The sequence below is a fragment of the Amycolatopsis circi genome (assembly GCF_003385235.1).
Classification (GTDB): domain Bacteria; phylum Actinomycetota; class Actinomycetes; order Mycobacteriales; family Pseudonocardiaceae; genus Amycolatopsis; species Amycolatopsis circi.
The window spans coordinates 21,269-39,431 of record NZ_PQIA01000043.1 but is presented as its reverse complement, the minus strand read 5'-3'; the positions used below and the strand labels follow the sequence as shown (position 1 = coordinate 39,431).

Below are 18,163 nucleotides of genomic sequence, written 5' to 3'. Positions count from 1 at the left end.
CGTCCAGCTCTTCGTGGATGCACGGGCAACTAGCGTGCGAGGCCGGAAAACGCCCTCGCCGTCCCGGATAGCGTTCTCCGCGTGAGCAACCCGTTGATCGCGGAGACGAAGGATTCGACCACGGCGTATTCGGGCATCACGCTGCTCGAATCGGGCGAGATGGTGAAGTCCGGCATCGAATCCGGCGACTGGGCGTCGATCGCGATGGGGGCGGTCGGGGTCGCGCTGGACGTGCTGTCGACCGCGATGGACCCGTTCGGGTCGATCCTGGCGGCGGGCGTCGGCTGGCTGATCGAGCACGTCGGGCCGCTGAAGCAGGCGCTGGAGGCGCTGACCGGCAAGGCCGACGAGATCAAGGCGCAGGCCGAGACGTGGCAGAACGTCGCCAAAGAGCTGGAAAGCATCGGCAAGGACCTGACCGCCTGCGTCGAGAAGGACCTGCAGAACTGGACCGGCGAAGCGGCCGACTCCTACCGCGCGCGGACCAAGGACGTCGCGAACCTGCTCGGCGCGGCGCAGAAGGGCACCGAAGGCGCGGCGTCCGGGGTGAAGACGGCGGGAGAGGTCGTCGCGGCCGTCCGGATGCTGGTGCGCGACATCATCGCGCAGCTCGTCGGGCACCTGATCAGCTGGGCGCTGCAGGTGCTGTTCACCGCCGGGATCGGCATGGCGTGGGTGCTGCCGCAGGTGGTCGGCGCCGTCGCCAAGACCGCCGCGCAGCTGGCCAAGATCACCAAGCAGCTGGTCTCCGCGCTCAAGGCGCTGATGCCGCTGCTGAAGAAGGCGGGCGTCCTGTTCGAGGACGCGGCGAAGGCGTTGAAGGGGATCAAGGGCGGCAAGGTCAAGCCGTCGGGCGCGCCGAAGAACATCGAGACGAAGCCGAAGTCGGAGCCCAAGCCCGAACCCAAGCCGGAGAACGAAAAGGGCGGGGATTCGACCACCGCCTCGGGCGATCACTCCGGGCCGCCGAAGGGCGAGACCAAACCGCAGGGCGACCATTCCCGGCCGCCGAAGGACACACCGCAGGGCAACCACTCCGAGCAGCCAAGAGGCGAGGAGCCGACGCCGTCGGACCGGAGCGGCAACCAGGGCGAGTCCGGCAAGACCCCGCCGAAGGACGATCCGAAAGCGGGCGACACCCGGGGCGGCAAGGACGAGTGCAAGACCGCCGGGGACCCGGTTGACGTCGTGCGGGGCTCCGTCCTGATCGAGGACGTCGACCTCGAACTGCCGAGCCCGCTCGTGCTCGAACGGCTGCACGTCTCGTCGTACCGGTCCGGCCGCTGGTTCGGCCCGAGCTGGACGTCGACGGTGGACCAGCGGCTCGAAGCAGACTCCGGTGCCGTCCGGTTCCACGCGGCGGACGGCCGGATCCTCGTGTACCCGCGGGCGGCCGCCGGAGAGCCGGTGCTGCCGATGGAAGGCCCGCGCCGTCCGCTGACCGCGACCGACGACGGCGGGTACCTGCTCGCGGATCCGGTCAAGGGCACGGAATTGCGCTTCGGCCCCGCCCGCGGCGGCATCTTCCCGCTGCTGAGCGCGACCGACGCCGAGGGCGACCGGATGGACGTCGAGTACGACGGAAGCGGCGCTCCCCGGCTGATCCGCCACTCCGCGGGCTACCGCGTGGCGCTGGACGCCGAGGCGGGCCGCGTCATCGCGATCCGGGTGCTCGGCGACGGCCAGGAACCGGTGCTGGTCCGCACCTTCGGCTACGACGACCGGGGCAGGCTGGCCCGGGTCTTCAATTCCTCCGGCCTGGCAACACAGTACGACTACGACTCCGACGGCCGGATCACCGGCTGGCAGGACCGCAACGGCATCTGGTACCGCTACATCTACGACGCCGACGGCCGCTGCGTCCGCACAGTCGGCGATCGCGGCGTGTACGACGGCGAGTTCGCTTACGACCGCGAGCAGCGGATCACCCGCTACACCAACGCTTTGGGCCACGTCACGGAATTCCACTTCAACGAGGTCTCGCAGCCGACCAAGGACGTCACCCCGCTCGGTGCGACCACAGTGTCCACATGGGACCGTTACGACCGGCTGCTGTCGCGCACCGATCCGCTCGGCCGCACCACCGGATTCGAGTACACCGCCGAGGGTCTGCTCACCGCGGTCGTCCGTCCGGACGGCAGCCGCGCGCAGGTCAGCGCCGCGCCCGACGGCACGCTGACCGTCACCGTCGAGACCGCCGAACGCACCTGGCGACGGATCTATCCGCCAGGCACCGCACCGGATCTGTTCACCGCGCAAGCCGGAATCGCCGCGACCGAGTTCGCCCAGGATCGCCAGCTGACCGGGGGAGAACCGGCGCGCGCCGAGCCTGACCCGGTGGAGCGCGACCAGTTCGGCCGCCCGCGCGTGGTAGCCGACGGCACCCGCTTCGGCTGGACGGTCGACGGGAGCCAGGCCAGCCGGATCGGCCCGTCCGGGCGGCGTGAGGAATGGCGTTACGACGCCGAGGGAAACCTCGTGGAACGCACCGACGCGCGCTTCGAATACGGCCCGTTCGACCTGCCGGTCGCGAAGATCGATGCCACCGGTGCCCGCACCTCGTACGAGTACGACACCGAGTTGCAGCTCGTCCGGATCACCGACCCGGCGGGCCTGACCTGGAACTACACCTACGACGCCGACGGCAGGCTCATCGCGGAAAGCGACTTCGACGGCCGTGAGCGGCAGTTCGCCTACGACGCGGCGGGCCAGCTCGTGCGATCGGTCGACGGGCTGGGCGCGGTCACCGAGTACAACTACGACGCGCTCGGCAATATGATCGAGCGCCGCATGAACAGCGGGACCATTCGCTACGAGTACGACCCGGTCGGCTTCCTCGCACGCGCCACCGAGGGTTCGTGCGTGCTGGAGATCGAGCGCGACGAGGACGGCCGCGTAGTCCGGGAATCAGTCGACGGACGCGCGGTTTCGTACGTCCACGAGCCGTCCGGAATGCGCCGCACCACTCCGTCCGGCTCGGTCAGCGAGTGGAGCTTCGACGACGCGGGGAAGGCGGTCGCGCTGACGACCGCCGGGCACGAGGTGCTCTTCCGGCACGACGCAGCGGGCCACGAGGTCGAACGTGTCCTTGGCGGAAACACTGTGCTGGCACAGGCTTTCGACGCGGAACATCAGCTGGTCGCGCAGACTTTGGCCGCGGGCAACCAGATCCGGCAGCGGCGCGAGTACCACTACCGCTCCGACGGCCACCTGGTCGGCGTGGACGACACGCTCTCCGGCTCCACGCGGTACCAGCTCGACGCCGTCGGCCGCGTCACCTTGGTGGCTCGGCGAGAAGGCCAGGAGAGCTACCAATACGACCCCTCGGGCAACATCCGGCACGCACAGCTGCCGTTCGCCGAAGCGGACTCCGGCTCGCGCGGCTACACCGGAAACCGGCTCACCGCAGCCGGTGCGGTGCGATACGTCCACGACGGCCAAGGACGGCTTGTCGCCCGCCACGAGGACTCGCGCACCTGGACCTACCGCTGGGACGCGCAGGATCGTTTGCTGGCAGTGGAAACCCCGGACGGCGCGGAGTGGCGCTACCGCTACGACCCGCTGGGCCGCCGCATCGCCAAGCAACGCTGGCTGCCCGGCGCGGAGTCACCAGCCGAGGAGACCCGGTTCTCGTGGAGCGGGCAGCTGCTGGTCGAACAGGAACACCGGCTGGCCGATTCCGCTCCGCTCACGCTGACGTGGGACCACCTGCCCGGCACCGTGCGCCCGGTGACGCAGACCGAACTGCTGGGCAAGAGCGCGCGGTTCTTCTCGTTCGTCACCGATCCGGTCGGCACCCCGGTGGGTTTGGTGGACGCCTACGGCACCGTCGCCTGGCGAGCGTCGGGCTCGCTGTGGGGCCGCACCCGCCCGGGAGGCACCCCGCTGCGGTTCCCCGGCCAGTACGCGGACGACGAAACTGGCTTGCACTACAACGTTTTCCGCTACTACGACCCCGGCACCGGCCGCTACCTGAGCCAGGACCCGCTCGGCCTCGCCCCGGCCCCGAACCCGGCCGCCTACGTGCCCAACCCGCTCGCCGACGCCGACCCGCTGGGACTGGGCAACTGCCTGGGCAGGCAGAGGCCCGGCCCGGGCGACGATGCGCGCCCGAACGAAACCCCGGGCGGCGGGAACAACGCCGGGCACGTGCAGGAAAACAATCCCCCGCACGAACCGCCGCCGCGCACGTTCGACGAGAAGGTCGCCGATTACCGGGAGCAGATCGGCCTGAAGCCGGACAACGACGTGAAGATCCTTAAGCTCCCGGACGACGCCAAGCTGAACACCCGGCTGGGAGATCTGCCGGAGGGCTCCACCCACAAGCTCCGGCCGGGGGAGGAGGACCAGCTCGTCGGCGAGGCGATGGGCATCCCCCGGAATGCCCTGCTGGACGATCCCGAGTACGGCGGCTACGGCGCGAACCAGTTCCTCAAGGACACCCAGGGCGGGGGCGGCTACGGGCACACGTCCAACCTGATCTCGGCCCGGCACGACGCGTCGGACGCGGAGATCTTCCACGAGCTGGGCCACGCCAAGCAGAACGAGAACGGTCTCAACGCGGGACCCGCCGGCAGCACCAACCGGGTCGTCCTCGAGTACCACAACATCCTGCACAACGAGAGCAAATGGGGAGGCGGCACGGGGCCGGTCCGCACGAACTACGCCGTCGACGAGGTTCCCGGCGGCCAGCGGGGGCACACCTGGGCCGACGTGGAGAACCACGTGGAAAACCGGCCGGGGAACGACCCGAGGAAGGCCGAGACCCGCAACGCCCTCAACGAGATCGACCAGGTCCTGCGGGAGAACCCGCGCTTCCGGCCGCATGCGGACGAGATCCGGGGGAACCTGGCCGACGAATACTTCAAGAACCTGGCCAAGGACCTGTGAACGGGGTGCCGGGAGGACCCGGCGCCCCGGCTCACTTCCGGTACAGCGCCTCGATGTCGGACGCGTAGTTCTTGTTCACCACGTTCCGCTTCAGCTTCAAGCTCGGCGTGATCTCGCCGCCCGCCTCGGTGAAGTCGTTCGCCAGCACGGTGAACTTCTTGATCGACTCCGCGTGCGACACCTGCTTGTTCGCCTCGTCGACCGCCGTCTGGATCTCCGCGCGCAGGTCCGCGTCGTCGGCCAGCTCGGAGACCGTCGCCGCTTCCGCCTTGCCGTGCTGGGACTTCCAGGCCGGGAAGTACTCCTCGTCGATCGTCACCAGCGCGGCGATGAACGGCCGCTGGTCGCCGACCACCATCACCTGGCTCACCAGCGGCGAGGCCTTGATGGTGTCCTCGAGCCCGGACGGGGCGACGTTCTTGCCGCCCGCCGTCACGATGATCTCCTTCTTGCGGCCGGTGATCTTGAGGAAGCCTTCCGCGTCCAGCTCGCCGAGGTCGCCGGTGTGGAACCAGCCGTCGGTGAGGGCTTCCGCGCTCGCCTCCGGGTTGTTGTAGTACCGGCCGAACACGACGTCGCCCTTGAGCAGGACTTCGCCGTCCTCCGCGATGCGCACCGAGGTGCCCGCGACCGGACGTCCGACGGTGCCGACGCGGAACGCCGCGCTGGTGTTCACGTTCGCCGCAGCGGACGTTTCGGTGAGGCCGTAGCCCTCGAACACCGGCACGCCGATGCCGCGGAAGAAGTGCGCCAGCCGCGCGCCCAGCGGGGCCCCGCCGGACACCGCGGCGATGCAGCGGCCGCCCAGCGCGGCGCGGAGCTTGCCGTACACCAGCTTGTCGAACACCAGGTGCTTCGCGCGCAGGCCGAGCCCGGCGCCGCCCTTTTCCTGCGCCTCGCTGTACGCGACCGCGGTGGCCTCGGCGGCGTCGAAGATCTTGCCCTTGCCGTCGGCGTGCGCCTTCTGCTTGGCGGTGTTGTAGACCTTCTCGAACACGCGCGGCACCGCGACCACGAACGTCGGCCGGAAAGTGCCCAGGTCGGGGACCAGGTTCTTCACGTCCGGCGTGTGGCCGAGCGTGACCCGGGCGGTGAGCGCGGTGATCGCGATCGCGCGGGCGAGGATGTGCGCCAGCGGCAGGAAGCACAGCAGCGAGTTGCCCTGCTCCATCAGCTCCGGGAAAGCCTCGATGTCCGCGCGGATCTCGGCGAGCAGGTTCCGGTGGGTCAGCTCGACGCCCTTGGGCCGCCCGGTGGTGCCCGACGTGTAGACGATGGTGGCCGTCTCGTTGGCGGTGACGCCGCGGCGACGGGTGTGCAGGTCCTCGTCGGAGACTTCGGCGCCCAGCGCGGTCAGCTCGTCGACCGCGGGGGAGCCGCCCTCGAGCTGCCAGGTGTGCTCGAGCGTGCTGAGCCGCCCGCTGATCTCGTCGATCGCCTCGCGGTGCGCGCCGGTCTCCACGACGACGGCCTTGGCGGCCGAGTCGGACAGGATCCAGTACACCTGTTCGGGCGACGAGGTTTCGTAGATCGGAACCGTGACCGCGCCCGCGGCCCAGATCGCGAAGTCGACCAGCGTCCACTCGTAGCGGGTCTTCGACATCAGCGCGACCCGGTCGCCGTGCCCGACGCCGGCCGCGATCAGGCCCTTGGCCACGGCCGCGACCTGGTCGGCGAAGTCCTTCGCGGTCACGTCGAGCCAGGTGCCCTCGACCTGCCTGCGGAAGCTGACCACGTCGGAGAACCGCTCCGCGTTCGCCCAGACGACATCGGCCAGATTCTCGTCGTCGGTCACCGGTTTCCCGGCGGGGGCGCTGTATTCGCGCACGTGGACCTCCGTGTTCGACGCGTGCGGTTACCCGCCAGTCAACTTAGCGTGCCGTAGACCTTAAGACCATGCTGGCACGGGCCGCGCGGCGAGGTCGTGACATCGTGTCCGGGTGCACGCACCGCCAGCTCTCGATCTCGTCGACGAGACCTTCATCGTCGTGCCCCCGTCCACCGTCGCGGCGGCGTTCGCCGACCCGCGTTCGTGGCGGCGGTACTGGCCGGACCTGGAGTTGCGGGTCTACACCGACCGGGGGGACAAGGGCCTGCGCTGGACCGTCACGGGCGCCTTGATCGGTACCATGGAGGTCTGGCTGGAACCCGTTCTCGACGGCACCGTGCTGCACTACTTCCTCCGGGCCACGCCGGCCGGTCCCGGCGGCGTCCCGCGCGAGCTGAGCCCGCGCGAACTGCGCCGCGAGTTCGACCGGCGGGCGCGCGCGGCGAAGGACGTGGCGCTGGAGCTGAAGGAGATCCTCGAGGACGGGCGCGAGCCGGGGGTTCCGCCCCGGACCGTCGAGTAGGAGGCTCTTGTGCGGGTTCACGTCGTTTCGGACGTGCACGGCAACGCCGACGCGCTGAAGCGGGCGGGGGACGGGGCGGACGCGCTGGTCGTGCTCGGCGACCTGCTCGACTTCGTCGACTACCACGACCACGACAAAGGCATCATGGGCGTGCTGTTCGGCGCGGAGAGAGTCGGCGAGTTCGCCCGCCTGCGCCGCGAAGGCACGAGGGACGAGACGGTCGCGTACTCGCGCACGCTGTGGGCCACCCTGGACGACCCGGCCGCCGCGGTCGACGAAGCGGTCCGGGAGCAGTACTCCACGCTGTTCGCCTCGATGACCGCGCCCACGTACGCGATCCCCGGCAATGTCGACGCGCCGTCGGCGTGGCCGGAGTTCGCCGGCGAGGGGGTCCAGCTGGTCGACGGCGAGGTCGTCACGATCGGCGGCCTGCGGTTCGGCTTCGCCGGCGGCGCGGTGCTGCCGGACGGCATGCTCCCGCGGCCGCGCAAGGGCGCGGCGTGGCGGCCGTACCTGCGGGCGCGCGAGGAGTTCGACGCGGCGGTCTCGCTGCTGGACCGGGTCGACGTCCTCTGCACGCACATCCCGCCCGCGGTGCCCGAACTGACCTACGACGTGGTCGCGCGCCGCGCCGAAATCGGTTCGAAGGCGCTGCTGGACCTGATCCGCGACCAGCGTCCGCGCTGGTCGGTGTTCGGGCACGTGCACCAGCCGCTGGCCGTGCGGCGCCGGGTCGGGCACACCGAGTGCCGTAACGTGGGTCACTTCAAGGAGACCGGGCAGCCCTACGTGCTGCGCTGGTGACTGCGCTGTCCGGCTACGCTTCCTCCCATGGCCGAGCAGTCCACGCAGTCCATCGAGGTCGACGCCGAGCCCGCACGGGTGATGTCGGTGATCTCCGATTTCCCCGCGTACCCGGAGTGGACCAAGGCGGTCCGCGAGACCGAGGTGCTCGCGACCGACGACGCGGGCCGGGCGAAGCAGGTGAAGCTCACCCTCGACGCCGGGCCGATCAAGGACGTGTACACGCTCGAGTACGACTGGGACGATTCCGGTCTCGGCGTCAGCTGGCACCTGGTCAAGGGCCAGATGCAGAAGGCGCAGAACGGCCGGTACGCGCTCGAGCCGCTCGGCGGCGGGCGCACCCGCGTCACCTACACGCTGTCGGTCGAGCTGGCGCTGCCGATGATCGGGCTGCTGCGGCGCAAGGCGGAGAAGATGGTCATGGACACCGCGCTCAAGGAGCTCAAGCGCAGGGCCGAGGGCTAGATGCGCATCCTGCTGTTCACCGGCAAGGGGGGTGTCGGGAAAACGACGCTCGCCGCGGCTACCGCTGCCGCGCTGGCCGGCCGCGGCAGGAAGACGCTCGTCGTGTCCACCGATCCGGCGCATTCGCTCGCCGACGCGTTCGGCACGCCCCTGCGGGGCGAACCCTCCGAAGTGGACATCCGCGGCGACGGCACTCCGGCCGGTCTCTGGGCGGCGCAGGTCGATTCCCGGGCGCTGGCTGATCGCACCTGGCACGAGCTGCGCGGCGAACTGCGGAAAGTGCTGGCCGGAGCCGGTCTGGACGTCCTGGACGCGGAAGAGCTGACCGTGCTGCCCGGCGTGGACGAGTTGCTCGCGCTGAGCGAGGTGCGTCGGCTGGCGTCGCAGGGTCCGTGGGACACCGTCGTGGTCGACTGCGGTCCAACTGCTGAAACGCTGCGCTTGCTTTCGCTGCCGGAAGCCGTGTCGGGCTACCTGGGCCGGGTTTTCGGCAACCGGCGCGTCGCGGCGTCGGTCCGGCAGCTCGGCGCGCATCTGGACGCGCTGCGCGAGCTGCTCACCGACCCGCGCGTGACGACTGTCCGGCTGGTGCTCACGCCGGAACGAGTGGTGGTAGCCGAGGCCCGGCGCACGCTCACGTCGCTGGCGCTGCGCGGCATCGCGGTCGACGGCCTGATCGCCAACCGGCTGATGCCCGCGCCCGGCTTCTGGCGCGGTTCGGCGGCGAAGTGGCTGCGCACCCGGCGCGACCAGCAGGACGCGGTCTTGGCGGAACTCGCCGAGGCAGGTTTCGGTCCCGACGAGCTGGCCCGCGTCGAACACCGGGCGAGCGAACCGGTGGGCGCGGCGGCGCTCGCCGAGCTGGCCCGCGAGCTGTACGGCAGCCGGGATCCCTTGTCCGGCAACGGAAAACCGGTCACACCGCTGTTGTCCGTGGCTGCCGAAGGAGACGGCTTCCGGCTGCGGGTCGCGCTCCCGCTGGACCGGGATTCGGCGGTCGACCTCGCCCGCGTGGACGACGACCTGGCGATCACCGTGGACGGGTTCCGCCGGCTCGTCGCCCTGCCCGAGACACTGCGCCCGTGCCGGATCACCGGCGCGGAATCCGACGCCGACGGCCTGGTGGTCAGCCTGGCCGGGAACCGGGGATCCGGGTGAGCGAAGAGCACGACGAGGGGTCGGCCGGGTGGTCTTCGGACGGCCTGAAGCTGGCCGAGGAGATCCGGCTGCTGGTCGAGATGGTGATCGAACGCGCCGCTCCATGGCTGGAGGGTGTGCTGGCCGCCGGGCACGGCGCCCCGGGGGAACCGGGTGCCGAGGGTGTGTCCGGTGTGGAGGACAGCACTTCGGGATGCGGGTGGTGCCCGCTGTGTGCGATCGTCGCCGTCGTGCGCGGCGAGCGGCCGGAGTTCGTGGCCAGGGTCCTCGAACAGGCTGCCCAGCTCGTCGCGCTGCTGCGGGCGGTGCTCGCGGACCGCTGGGAGCCGGACGAGGGCGTGCACATGCCCGGGTTCCGGCCCGCCGCGCATCCGCCCGCTGCCGCCGCGACGTCTTCTTCGGAGCCGTCGTCGCGGGTCCAGCACATCGTCGTCCGCAAGAGCGCGGACTGGCAGCCGGAGCGGGAGAACTGATTGCTGACCGTAGGGGTGGACGTCGGCGGCACCAGCGTGCGAGCCGGCGTCGTGGACGAGCGCGGCTCGCTTCTCGACACGGCGCGCGTCGGGACGCCGAGCGAGGAGAACGCGCTCGAAGACGCCATCGCCGGGGTCGTCGAGAACCTGCGCAACCGGCACGACGTCGCCGCGGTCGGTCTCGCGGTCGCCGGTTTCGTGACCCGCGACCGGCGCTCGGTGATGTTCGCGCCGCATCTCGCCTGGCGCAATGCGCCCGTCGCGGACCGGATCGCGAAACGGGTCGGCCTGCCGGTGACGCTGGAGCACGACGTCAACTCGGCGGTCGTCGCCGAACACCGCTTCGGCGCCGCGCGCGGAGCCGGAGTGGCTGCGCTGGTGGCACTAGGCACCGGAATCGGCGCGGGCCTGTTGCTGGACGGCGAGATCTACCGCGGTGCACATGGAGTCGCACCGGAACTCGGCCACCTCACCGTGGTGCGCGACGGCCGCGCGTGCCCGTGCGGGAAGTACGGCTGCTGGGAGCGGTACTGCAGCGGCACAGCGCTTGCTGCGACCGCGGTCGAGCTGCTGGCTAGGTACCCCGGCCGTTCCACCGTGCTGTCACGCGAAATCGCCGGTGATCCAGGTTCAGTCACCGGCCGCCGAGTGGCCCGCGCGGCTCGCGACGGCGACCCGATTGCGTTGCGCGCCATGGCAGAACTGGCGAAATGGCTGGGCGAGGGACTCGCGCTGGTGGCGGATGTCTTCGACCCGGAAATCATCGTGATCGGCGGCGGAGTGTCGGGATCCGCGCCGCTGTTTTTGGACGAGGCCCGAGAGCACTACGCCGGGGCGATCACCGGTGCGCGGCATCGTCCGTTGGCGCGGATCCGGACTGCACACCTCGGAGACGACACGGCGATCGTCGGGGCGGCGGCTTTGGCGATGGACACGTTGTAGTCGCTCAGGAGTGTTGACCCCGGTTGTCGCTGAGCCGGTTGGCGGCCTGTCGTTCGTGCCGGAGTGGTCTTGGTGCGAGGGCGTTGGGATCGGCGTGTGCTCGCGGCTGCTGGTTTCGGTTTCGCTGGGCCGGGTGGTGGCCTGCGGTTCTCGCTGTGGCGGTCGTGGCGCGGGGGTGTTGGGGGCGGCGCGTGCTTGCGGCTGTTGGTTTGGTTTCGGTTGTCCCTGGACCGGTGTTCTTGCCGGAGCGGTCGTGGTGCGGGGATGTTCGAGGTCGGGGCGTAGTTGCGACTGCTGAGTCCGGTTCTCGCTAGGCCGCGGGTGGCCTGCGGTTCTTGCCGGAGTGGTCGCGGTGTGGCGGCGGTGGGTGCTTGCGACCGCTGATTTGAGTTTCGCTGTGCTGGTTGGTGGCTTGGCGTTTTCGCTGGAGTGGTCGTGATGGGGCGGTCGTGGGAATCGGCGGGTGCTTGCGGCTGTTGGTTTCGGTCGGCGCTCGGCTCGTTGCCGGGTGCTCTTGCCGGTGAGGTCGGGGGCGCAAGGGGCGTTGGCGATGGGTGCGTCGCCGCGCTGTTGATTCCGGTCCTCACCGGCTTCGCCGCGCACGAGGTTCGGGGCTTGCCGCTCTCGCTGGAGCGGTCTTCGGGTTCTGACCGGCATAGGCACTCACAAAGTTCTGTGGAAGGCTGGGCAGGGTGACGCCGATGACCGCCAACCGTTTCGTGCGGTGTTCTTGCGGCAGGCAGCACTGGGGCGCGTTCGGCGCGGCCGGGTTGTTGTTGTGCGATCCCCGTCGCGGCGTGCTGTTGCAGCGGCGTGCGTGGTGGGTGCACAACGGCGGCACCTGGGCCCTGCCTGGCGGCGCGCTCGAGGTCGGCGAGACCGTGCACGAGGCTGCCGCTCGGGAAGCGTGGGAAGAAGCCGCAATTCCTTCGTCCGCGTTCCGTGCGATGTCCGCGTCGGTGCTGGACCACGGCGAGTGGCAGTACACGACCGTGCTCGGCTTGGCCGACAGTGCGTTGCAAGCCCAGGTCGCGAACGAGGAAAGCGCCGAGATGCGCTGGGTCCCGCCGGATGAGGTGGCCGCGCTTGACCTCCATCGCGATTTCGCCGCCGCCTGGCCGGTGCTGCGCGAGCAACTGGGCCGGGAACTGGTCCTGGTGGTCGACGCGGCGAACGTGATGGGCTCCCGTCCGGACGGCTGGTGGCGCGACCGTCGCGGCGCCGCGGAACGGTTGCGCGACCAGCTGACCGCCCCCGTCGAACACGGCCTGCGCGACGACGTAGCGGGCATCGGCGCGGGCCCGGCGTGGTCCTGGTGGCCTCGGGTGGTGCTGGTGGTCGAGGGCAAGGCCAGGGGAGTGGAGCCGATCCCGGGAGTCGAGGTCGTCGCGGCGGAGACCGACGGCGATTCGAAGATCGTCGAGGTGACTGCCGCAGCCCGCCAACGTCCGGACGATCACGTTGTGGTGGTGACGGCTGATCGCGAGTTACGTGGCCGGGTGGGTGATCTCGGTGCGCGGGTGCTCGGTCCGGGGACCCTGTTGCGGGAACTTGGCAGCTAAGCGTTACGCGGTTGATCGCTCCGCCGCCACGCGGTAGCGATCCCGACGATTATGGCCGACCGCGAACTGCGCAGCCAGGTCGGCGACCTCGACGCACCAGCCCGCACCAGCCCGCGGGATCCCGGCGCAATCACACGGTCTTCACTGCCCCGGCATCGACGAGATAGTCCGCCCCGGTAACGCTCGCGGCCAGCGGCGACGCGAGATACGTAATGAGCGTGGCGACCTCCTCCGGTTCGACAAACCGGCCGGTCAGCATCCCGGCGCCCGCCGGGAGCGTGGCCAGCAAATCCCCTTGCGACAGTCCCATCGAGGACGCCAGTTCGGCACCGTAGCTGTCCGGGCCTTCCCACATCGCGGTACGAACTGGCCCGGGCGAGACCGTGTTGACCCGTACGCCCTGCGGTCCGAACTCTTCCGCTAGCGCCTTCCCGAAGGCGGTCAGCGCGGCTTTCGCGCTGGTGTAAGCGATCGGACCCGACTGCGGGATCCGCGCGCCGTTGGAAGACACCGTGACGATCGCACCCCGGCTTTCGACCAGATGCGGCAGCGCGGCGCGAGAAGCCCGGACTGCAGCGAGGAAATTCAGTTCCACCATCTCTGTCCACTGCTGATCGGTCAGCGACAAGAAACCGGCAGCCTGCCCCTCGCTGCTGTCGCCGCCGCCGACGTTGTTCACCAGGACGTCCAAGCCGCCTAGTTCAGCGACGGCCTGTTCGATCAAGCGGCCGGGACCGTCCGGCGTGGAGAGGTCCACGGAGACGGGCACCGCGCCGGTTTCCTTCAGTTCCGGCGTGATCGTCCGGGCCGCGGCCACCACTCGCATCCCTTCGCCGATCAGCGAGGAGACCGTCGCCAGGCCGATTCCCCGGCTCGCTCCGGTGACCACTGCGGTCTTGACAGTCAGCTGCATGTCCATCGAAAACCCCCAAAGTCGTGTCAAGTTCGATGCACTTAAGCTAGCAGTTGCAACACTGATGACGCAACTAAGAACCGAGTGGCAACCATGGCGTAAACTGAGCACCATGGAGAAACGGGCCCAGCGCGCGGACTCGGAACGGACGGCCCAGGCGATCCTCGAGGCCGCCGAACGTGTGCTCAGCGACAACCCGGCGGCGACCATGGAGCAGATCGCCGAGGCCGCGGGCGTCTCGCGGACAACGGTGCACCGCCGGTTCGCCAGCCGGGACGCGCTGGTGGACGAGATGACCCTCTGGGCGACGCAGCAGTTCCACGACGCGCTCGCCAGCGTCCGGCCCGACGTCACGCCGCCGCTGGTCGCGCTTTACCAGGTGACCGCGAAGGTGCTGAGCGTCAAGCTCCGGTGGGGGTTCGCGATGAATGCGCACCCGCAGGAGGAAGGCGTCATGACCCCGGACGTGCTCGCCCAGTGCGACGTCTTCTTCCATCGGCTGGAGGAAACCGGCACCCTGCGCCCCGGCGTCGACCTGGTCTGGGCGCGTCGCGTGTACTGCGCGCTCATCCACGAAGCGGCGCAGGACCAGGACTCCGCCGACCCGGACACGCTGGCGACCCGCGTCGTCGACACCGTGCTCGGCGGCTTCGGCAAACCCGGTCTGGCCGTCGGCTAGGCGAGCCCGTCCCCGGCCAATTCGGCGACGATCTTCGCGATCCGGCGCTCCCGGGTCTCGGCGCGCTTGGCCGAGGTGACGGCTTCGGCGCGTTCCCGTTGTGCGGTAAAGGAAAGCTTGTCGAACGCGGCCCGCGCGCCCTTCCGGTCAGCCAGCGCGGCGGCCAGATCGTCCGGCATCTCGACCGTCCGCTCGGCGAGATCGGCTTCGAGCGTGACCTCGACCGTCTCCCCGGCGGCGACCCCGGCCGCCTCCCGGTTCGCCGCGCTGAGCGGCAGCATGAACTCGCCGGAGTAGACCGCGACCGTGCTCCGGTAGGTGTGCGGGCCGACAGTCACCTTGACCTTCGGCCGTCGTCCCTGGTCGAGCGCCTCGACGACCTCGGCCGGGACCCGGAAGCCGGTGGCGGTTTTGCCGTTGAGTTCGACGAGCGTGCTGAACGTATGCGACATCGCTGCCTCCTAAGCCAAACGCAGCTAAGCGTGCGGGACGCCGTCGCGCATCTCGGTGACCAGCGCGGCGACCACGGCCTTCAAAGATCCGTTGTACTGCTTCGCGACCGCCCGCTGCCGCTGATAGCTCGCGCCGACCCGGAGAATGTTCTCGACATCGCGCAGTTCGCGGACGCAGTCCAGCCGCCGCGCGACCGGTTCCAGCCGGTCCAGCAGTTCGGCGAGGTCTTCGGTGACGAGGCGTTCGCGACCGGCGGCGTCGAGGATGACGATCGCGTCCAGGCCGTAGCGCGCGGCGCGCCACTTGTTCTCCTGGACGTGCCACGGCGGCAGCACCGGCAGCGTTTCGCCCTTGTCGAGGCGGGCGCTGAAATCGTCCACCAGGCACTGCGTGAGCGCCGAGATCGCGCCGACTTCCTGCAGCGTCGGCAGTCCGTCGCACACGCGCATTTCGATGGTGCCGAAATGCGGGGCAGGGCGGATGTCCCAGCGGATCTCGGAAAAGTGGTCGATCACGCCGGTGGTGAACATGTCCTCGACGTAACCCTCCAGCTCCGCCCACTCGCGGAACTGGAACGGCAGCCCGGCGGTCGGCAGCTGCTGGAACATCAGCGCCCGGTTCGAGGCGTACCCGGTGTCCTCGCCGGACCAGTACGGCGACGACGCGGACAGCGCCTGCAGGTGCGGCGCGTAGCGCAGCAGCCCGTCCAGGACCGGCAGCACCTTGTCCCGGTGGTCGAGCCCGACGTGGACGTGCACGCCGTAGATCAGCATCTGCCTGCCCCACCACTGGGTGCGGTCGATCAGCTTGGCGTAGCGCTCCTTGTCGGTCACCTTCTGGCGGTACCACGAGGAAAACGGGTGCGATCCGGCGGAGAACAGCTCGACGCCCAGCGGGTCGGTGACCTGGTGGACCTCGTCGAGCGCCTCGGCGAGGTCGTGTTTCACCTCGCCGACCGTGCGGCAGACGCCGCTGACCACCTCGACCGTGTTGAGCAGCAGTTCCTGTTTGATCCGGGGATGCTCGGCCTTCCCCTCCGGGCAGACCGCGGCGAGCAGTTCCTCCGCGACCGACCGCAATTCGCCGCTGCGCCGGTCCACCAGCGCGAGTTCCCATTCCGCGCCGACGGTGGAACGCCGCGACGCCTGGAAGTCGATCCGCATGCCCGTCCGGTCAGACCTGGGCGCCGTTGCTGGGGTCCGCGCCGGGAGGCGGCCCCTGGCGCACGCGCAGCAGGAGCAGCGCGATGCCGGTGGCGAGCGAGAGGATGCCGAGCGGCGTGGCGAGCGCGGGACCGACGCCGATCAGGTTCGGCACGATCAGCAGCAGGAGTCCGACGACAAAGAACAGCAGGACGATGAACGCGCCTTTGCGCCAGCGCGGCAGCGGCGGCGGCTCCGGCGGGACGTAGTGCTCGTCGTCCTCGGCCGGGTCGCCGGAGAACATCGTGGTGTCCCAGTCGCTGCCGCCGGTGCGCCAGCCCCCTGAGGACGCCGCCGGAGGCGCGGGCGGAGCGGGCGGGTCCGCGGTGGGCTTCGGCTTGGCCTTGCCCGCTTCGGGTTCGGCTCCGGAAGACGTCTCGGGCTCGGCGGACGCGGGGCCGGCGCTGGAGAACGGGTCCTCGTCCAGGAACACGCCCACGCCCTCGGCCCGCAGGTCGGCGACGATCTCGGCGAACGTGGCGTCGACGTCCTCGGGTCCGTCCGCGCCTTTCCCCCGGCTCATGGGGCACCCACCTGTCCCGCCCGCAACTGCCGGGCGAAGTCGACACTGCGGCTGAAGATCAGTTCCGCGTCGTGGTCCTGCGTCGCGACGTGGAAGCTGTTCTCCAGCACCACCTCGGTCACGTCCGTGCTCGAGATGCCGTCCAGAACGATCTGCGAGTTCTCGGGTTCGACGACGTGGTCGACCCGCGAGTGCAGCAGCAGCACCGGCTGCGTCACCTTCGGCAGGTCGGCGCGCACGATCTTCCACAGCCGGGCGAGGCTCGCCGCGGCCCGCACCGGCGTGCGCGGGTAGGCCAGTTCGATCTCGCCGGGCTTCGCGATGTCGTTGCCGATCGCGCGGATCGACGGGACCACTCGCGACAGCAGCGGAAGCACCTTGGCGTCGAGGCTCAGCCGGGTGACCGACGGGTTGACCAGCACGAGGCCGGAGAGGTCCGCGCCGAACTCCTCGGCGAGGCGGAGGGTGAGCGTCCCGCCCATCGACATCCCGCCGACGAACACCTGGTCGCACTCCGCGCGCAGCGCCAGCAGCGCCTCGCGGACCGTGGCGTACCAGTCCTGCCAGGTCGTCCGGTTGAGGTCGCGCCAGTGCGTGCCGTGGCCGGGCAGCAGCGGGCAGCGCACCGCGAAGCCTTCTCCGGCCAGGTGCTCGCCCCAGGCGCGCATGCCGTCGGGCGTCGCGGTGAATCCGTGGCAGAGCAGGAAGCCGGCCCCGGAGGAACCCGGGTGGGAGAACGGTTCCGCGCCGGCGAGCACGCCCATCACGAACGCCCTTCCGAATCGAAGCGGTGGAGTCCTCCCATGCTCTCACGCCGAAGCCGGGTTGTGGGGCCCGCTCCGGAAGCGAGGATCCTTCCGGTCCCGCTGTGAGATCGGTCGCTGCCCCCGGGTGACCGCGTGCTCTCGCGTTGTGCGGGCCGGTGCTTGTTCCGTACCCTGACCTGCCGGGGCCCACGCGGGCAGGAAAGGACTGGAACCCGGTGCTGTACTTGCTGATGAAGTGGGTTTTCATCGGACCGCTGCTGAAGACGCTGTGGCCCACCAAGGTCGTCGGCGCCGAAAACATCCCCGAGACGGGTGGCGCCATCCTCGCCGGGAACCACCTCGCGGTCGCGGATTCGTTCTTCATGCCGCTGCGGGTCAAGCGCAAGGTCACCTTCCCGGCGAAGTCGGAGTACTTCACCGAGCCCGGGTTCAAGGGCCTGCTCAAGAAGTGGTTCTTCACCGGCGTCGGCCAGTTCCCCATCGACCGCTCCGGCGGCAACGCCGCGCAGGCCGCGCTCGACACCGCGATCCGGCTGGTCAAGGACGGGCACCTGCTCGGCATCTACCCCGAGGGCACCCGCTCCCCGGACGGGCGGCTGTACAAGGGCAAGACCGGCGTCGCCCGGATCGCGCTCGAATCGCGCGGCGTGGTGGTCCCGGTGGCCATGGTCGGCACGGACAAGGTCAACCCGATCGGCTCCAAGATGTGGTGGCCGCGGCGGCTCGAGATCCGCTTCGGCAAGCCGCTCGACTTCTCCCGCTACGAGGGCTTGGCCGGCGACCGGTTCATCGAACGGTCGATCACGGACGAGATCATGTACGCGCTGATGGAGCTGTCCGGCCAGGAATACGTGGACATTTACGCGGCTAAGGCCAAGGAGTTGCTCGCCGCCGAAGCGGCTGGAGTCAAGCCCGCGGTGCCCGTTCAGCCGAGTGGTCTTGACGCCGATCGGGTGCCGGAGAGCAAGGCCGGATAGCCGC

Annotated in this window: 16 protein-coding genes; 10 read left to right on the top strand and 6 right to left on the bottom strand. The window is 70.0% G+C overall.

The features are described 5' to 3' along the window. The first annotated feature begins 81 nt into the window (after nt 1-81). The gene (locus tag D0D37_RS20095; protein ID WP_116202095.1) at nt 82-4,890 is read left to right on the top strand and encodes an RHS repeat-associated core domain-containing protein; all 4,809 of its coding nucleotides are present in this window, start codon (nt 82-84) and stop codon (nt 4,888-4,890) included. 31 nt (nt 4,891-4,921) lie between these two features. Here the strand turns inward: D0D37_RS20095 and D0D37_RS20090 are convergent, their stop codons facing one another. Continuing rightward, nucleotides 4,922-6,718 carry an AMP-dependent synthetase/ligase gene (locus D0D37_RS20090; RefSeq protein WP_116202094.1) on the bottom strand — a complete coding sequence of 599 codons (1,797 nt, stop codon included), beginning with the start codon at nt 6,716-6,718 and terminating at the stop codon, nt 4,922-4,924. Between the two features lie 112 nt (nt 6,719-6,830). On the opposite strand from D0D37_RS20090, the gene D0D37_RS20085 reads away from it, so the two are divergent. The 7 genes from D0D37_RS20085 (at nt 6,831) to D0D37_RS20055 (ending at nt 12,645) form a co-directional block, all read left to right on the top strand. Beyond that, entirely contained in the window at nt 6,831-7,241 is a 411-nt protein-coding gene (locus tag D0D37_RS20085) for a polyketide cyclase / dehydrase and lipid transport (protein WP_116202093.1), read from the top strand. A gap of 9 nt (nt 7,242-7,250) precedes the next feature. Further along, nucleotides 7,251-8,045 (top strand): metallophosphoesterase family protein, encoded by a 795-nt coding sequence (locus D0D37_RS20080; RefSeq protein ID WP_116202092.1) that lies wholly within the window; start codon nt 7,251-7,253, stop codon nt 8,043-8,045. Nucleotides 8,046-8,072: 27 nt separating this feature from the next. After that, nucleotides 8,073-8,510 carry an SRPBCC family protein gene (locus tag D0D37_RS20075; RefSeq protein ID WP_116202091.1) on the top strand — a complete coding sequence of 146 codons (438 nt, stop codon included), beginning with the start codon at nt 8,073-8,075 and terminating at the stop codon, nt 8,508-8,510. Beyond that, nucleotides 8,511-9,668 (top strand): ArsA family ATPase, encoded by a 1,158-nt coding sequence (locus D0D37_RS20070; protein ID WP_116202090.1) that lies wholly within the window; start codon nt 8,511-8,513, stop codon nt 9,666-9,668. A gap of 80 nt (nt 9,669-9,748) precedes the next feature. Continuing rightward, nucleotides 9,749-10,141, top strand: a complete 393-nt coding sequence (locus D0D37_RS20065; protein WP_116202118.1) for a hypothetical protein — start codon at nt 9,749-9,751, stop codon at nt 10,139-10,141. 15 nt (nt 10,142-10,156) lie between these two features. After that, nucleotides 10,157-11,083 (top strand): ROK family protein, encoded by a 927-nt coding sequence (locus D0D37_RS20060; protein WP_116202117.1) that lies wholly within the window; start codon nt 10,157-10,159, stop codon nt 11,081-11,083. 692 nt (nt 11,084-11,775) lie between these two features. Next, nucleotides 11,776-12,645 (top strand): NUDIX domain-containing protein, encoded by an 870-nt coding sequence (locus D0D37_RS20055; RefSeq protein WP_116202089.1) that lies wholly within the window; start codon nt 11,776-11,778, stop codon nt 12,643-12,645. A gap of 130 nt (nt 12,646-12,775) precedes the next feature. Here D0D37_RS20055 and D0D37_RS20050 read toward each other — a convergent pair whose 3' ends face one another. Beyond that, on the bottom strand, nt 12,776-13,564 hold the full coding sequence (locus D0D37_RS20050; RefSeq protein WP_116202088.1) for an SDR family oxidoreductase: 789 nt from the start codon (nt 13,562-13,564) through the stop codon (nt 12,776-12,778). 106 nt (nt 13,565-13,670) lie between these two features. Between D0D37_RS20050 and D0D37_RS20045 the strand changes: the two genes are divergently transcribed. Further along, nucleotides 13,671-14,237, top strand: a complete 567-nt coding sequence (locus D0D37_RS20045; protein ID WP_167493550.1) for a TetR/AcrR family transcriptional regulator — start codon at nt 13,671-13,673, stop codon at nt 14,235-14,237. Here the strand turns inward: D0D37_RS20045 and D0D37_RS20040 are convergent. From D0D37_RS20040 to D0D37_RS20025, 4 genes are read right to left on the bottom strand one after another with little or no spacing between them, the layout of a single operon-like run. After that, nucleotides 14,234-14,689, bottom strand: a complete 456-nt coding sequence (locus D0D37_RS20040; RefSeq protein WP_116202087.1) for a YdeI/OmpD-associated family protein — start codon at nt 14,687-14,689, stop codon at nt 14,234-14,236. The two genes, D0D37_RS20045 and D0D37_RS20040, sit on opposite strands and share 4 nt — an antisense overlap. A gap of 24 nt (nt 14,690-14,713) precedes the next feature. Then, nucleotides 14,714-15,853: a glutamate--cysteine ligase gene (locus D0D37_RS20035; RefSeq protein ID WP_116202086.1), complete on the bottom strand. Its 1,140-nt coding sequence runs from the start codon at nt 15,851-15,853 to the stop codon at nt 14,714-14,716. Between the two features lie 10 nt (nt 15,854-15,863). Further along, the gene (locus tag D0D37_RS20030; protein ID WP_116202085.1) at nt 15,864-16,415 is read right to left on the bottom strand and encodes a hypothetical protein; all 552 of its coding nucleotides are present in this window, start codon (nt 16,413-16,415) and stop codon (nt 15,864-15,866) included. After that, on the bottom strand, nt 16,412-17,179 hold the full coding sequence (locus D0D37_RS20025) for an alpha/beta hydrolase (RefSeq protein ID WP_116202084.1): 768 nt from the start codon (nt 17,177-17,179) through the stop codon (nt 16,412-16,414). Before D0D37_RS20025 ends, D0D37_RS20030 begins: the two co-directional genes overlap by 4 nt. A 218-nt stretch (nt 17,180-17,397) precedes the next feature. On the opposite strand from D0D37_RS20025, the gene D0D37_RS20020 reads away from it, so the two are divergent. Next, nucleotides 17,398-18,159, top strand: coding sequence for a lysophospholipid acyltransferase family protein (locus tag D0D37_RS20020; protein ID WP_116202083.1), 762 nt, complete (start codon nt 17,398-17,400; stop codon nt 18,157-18,159). Nucleotides 18,160-18,163 lie beyond the last annotated feature (4 nt).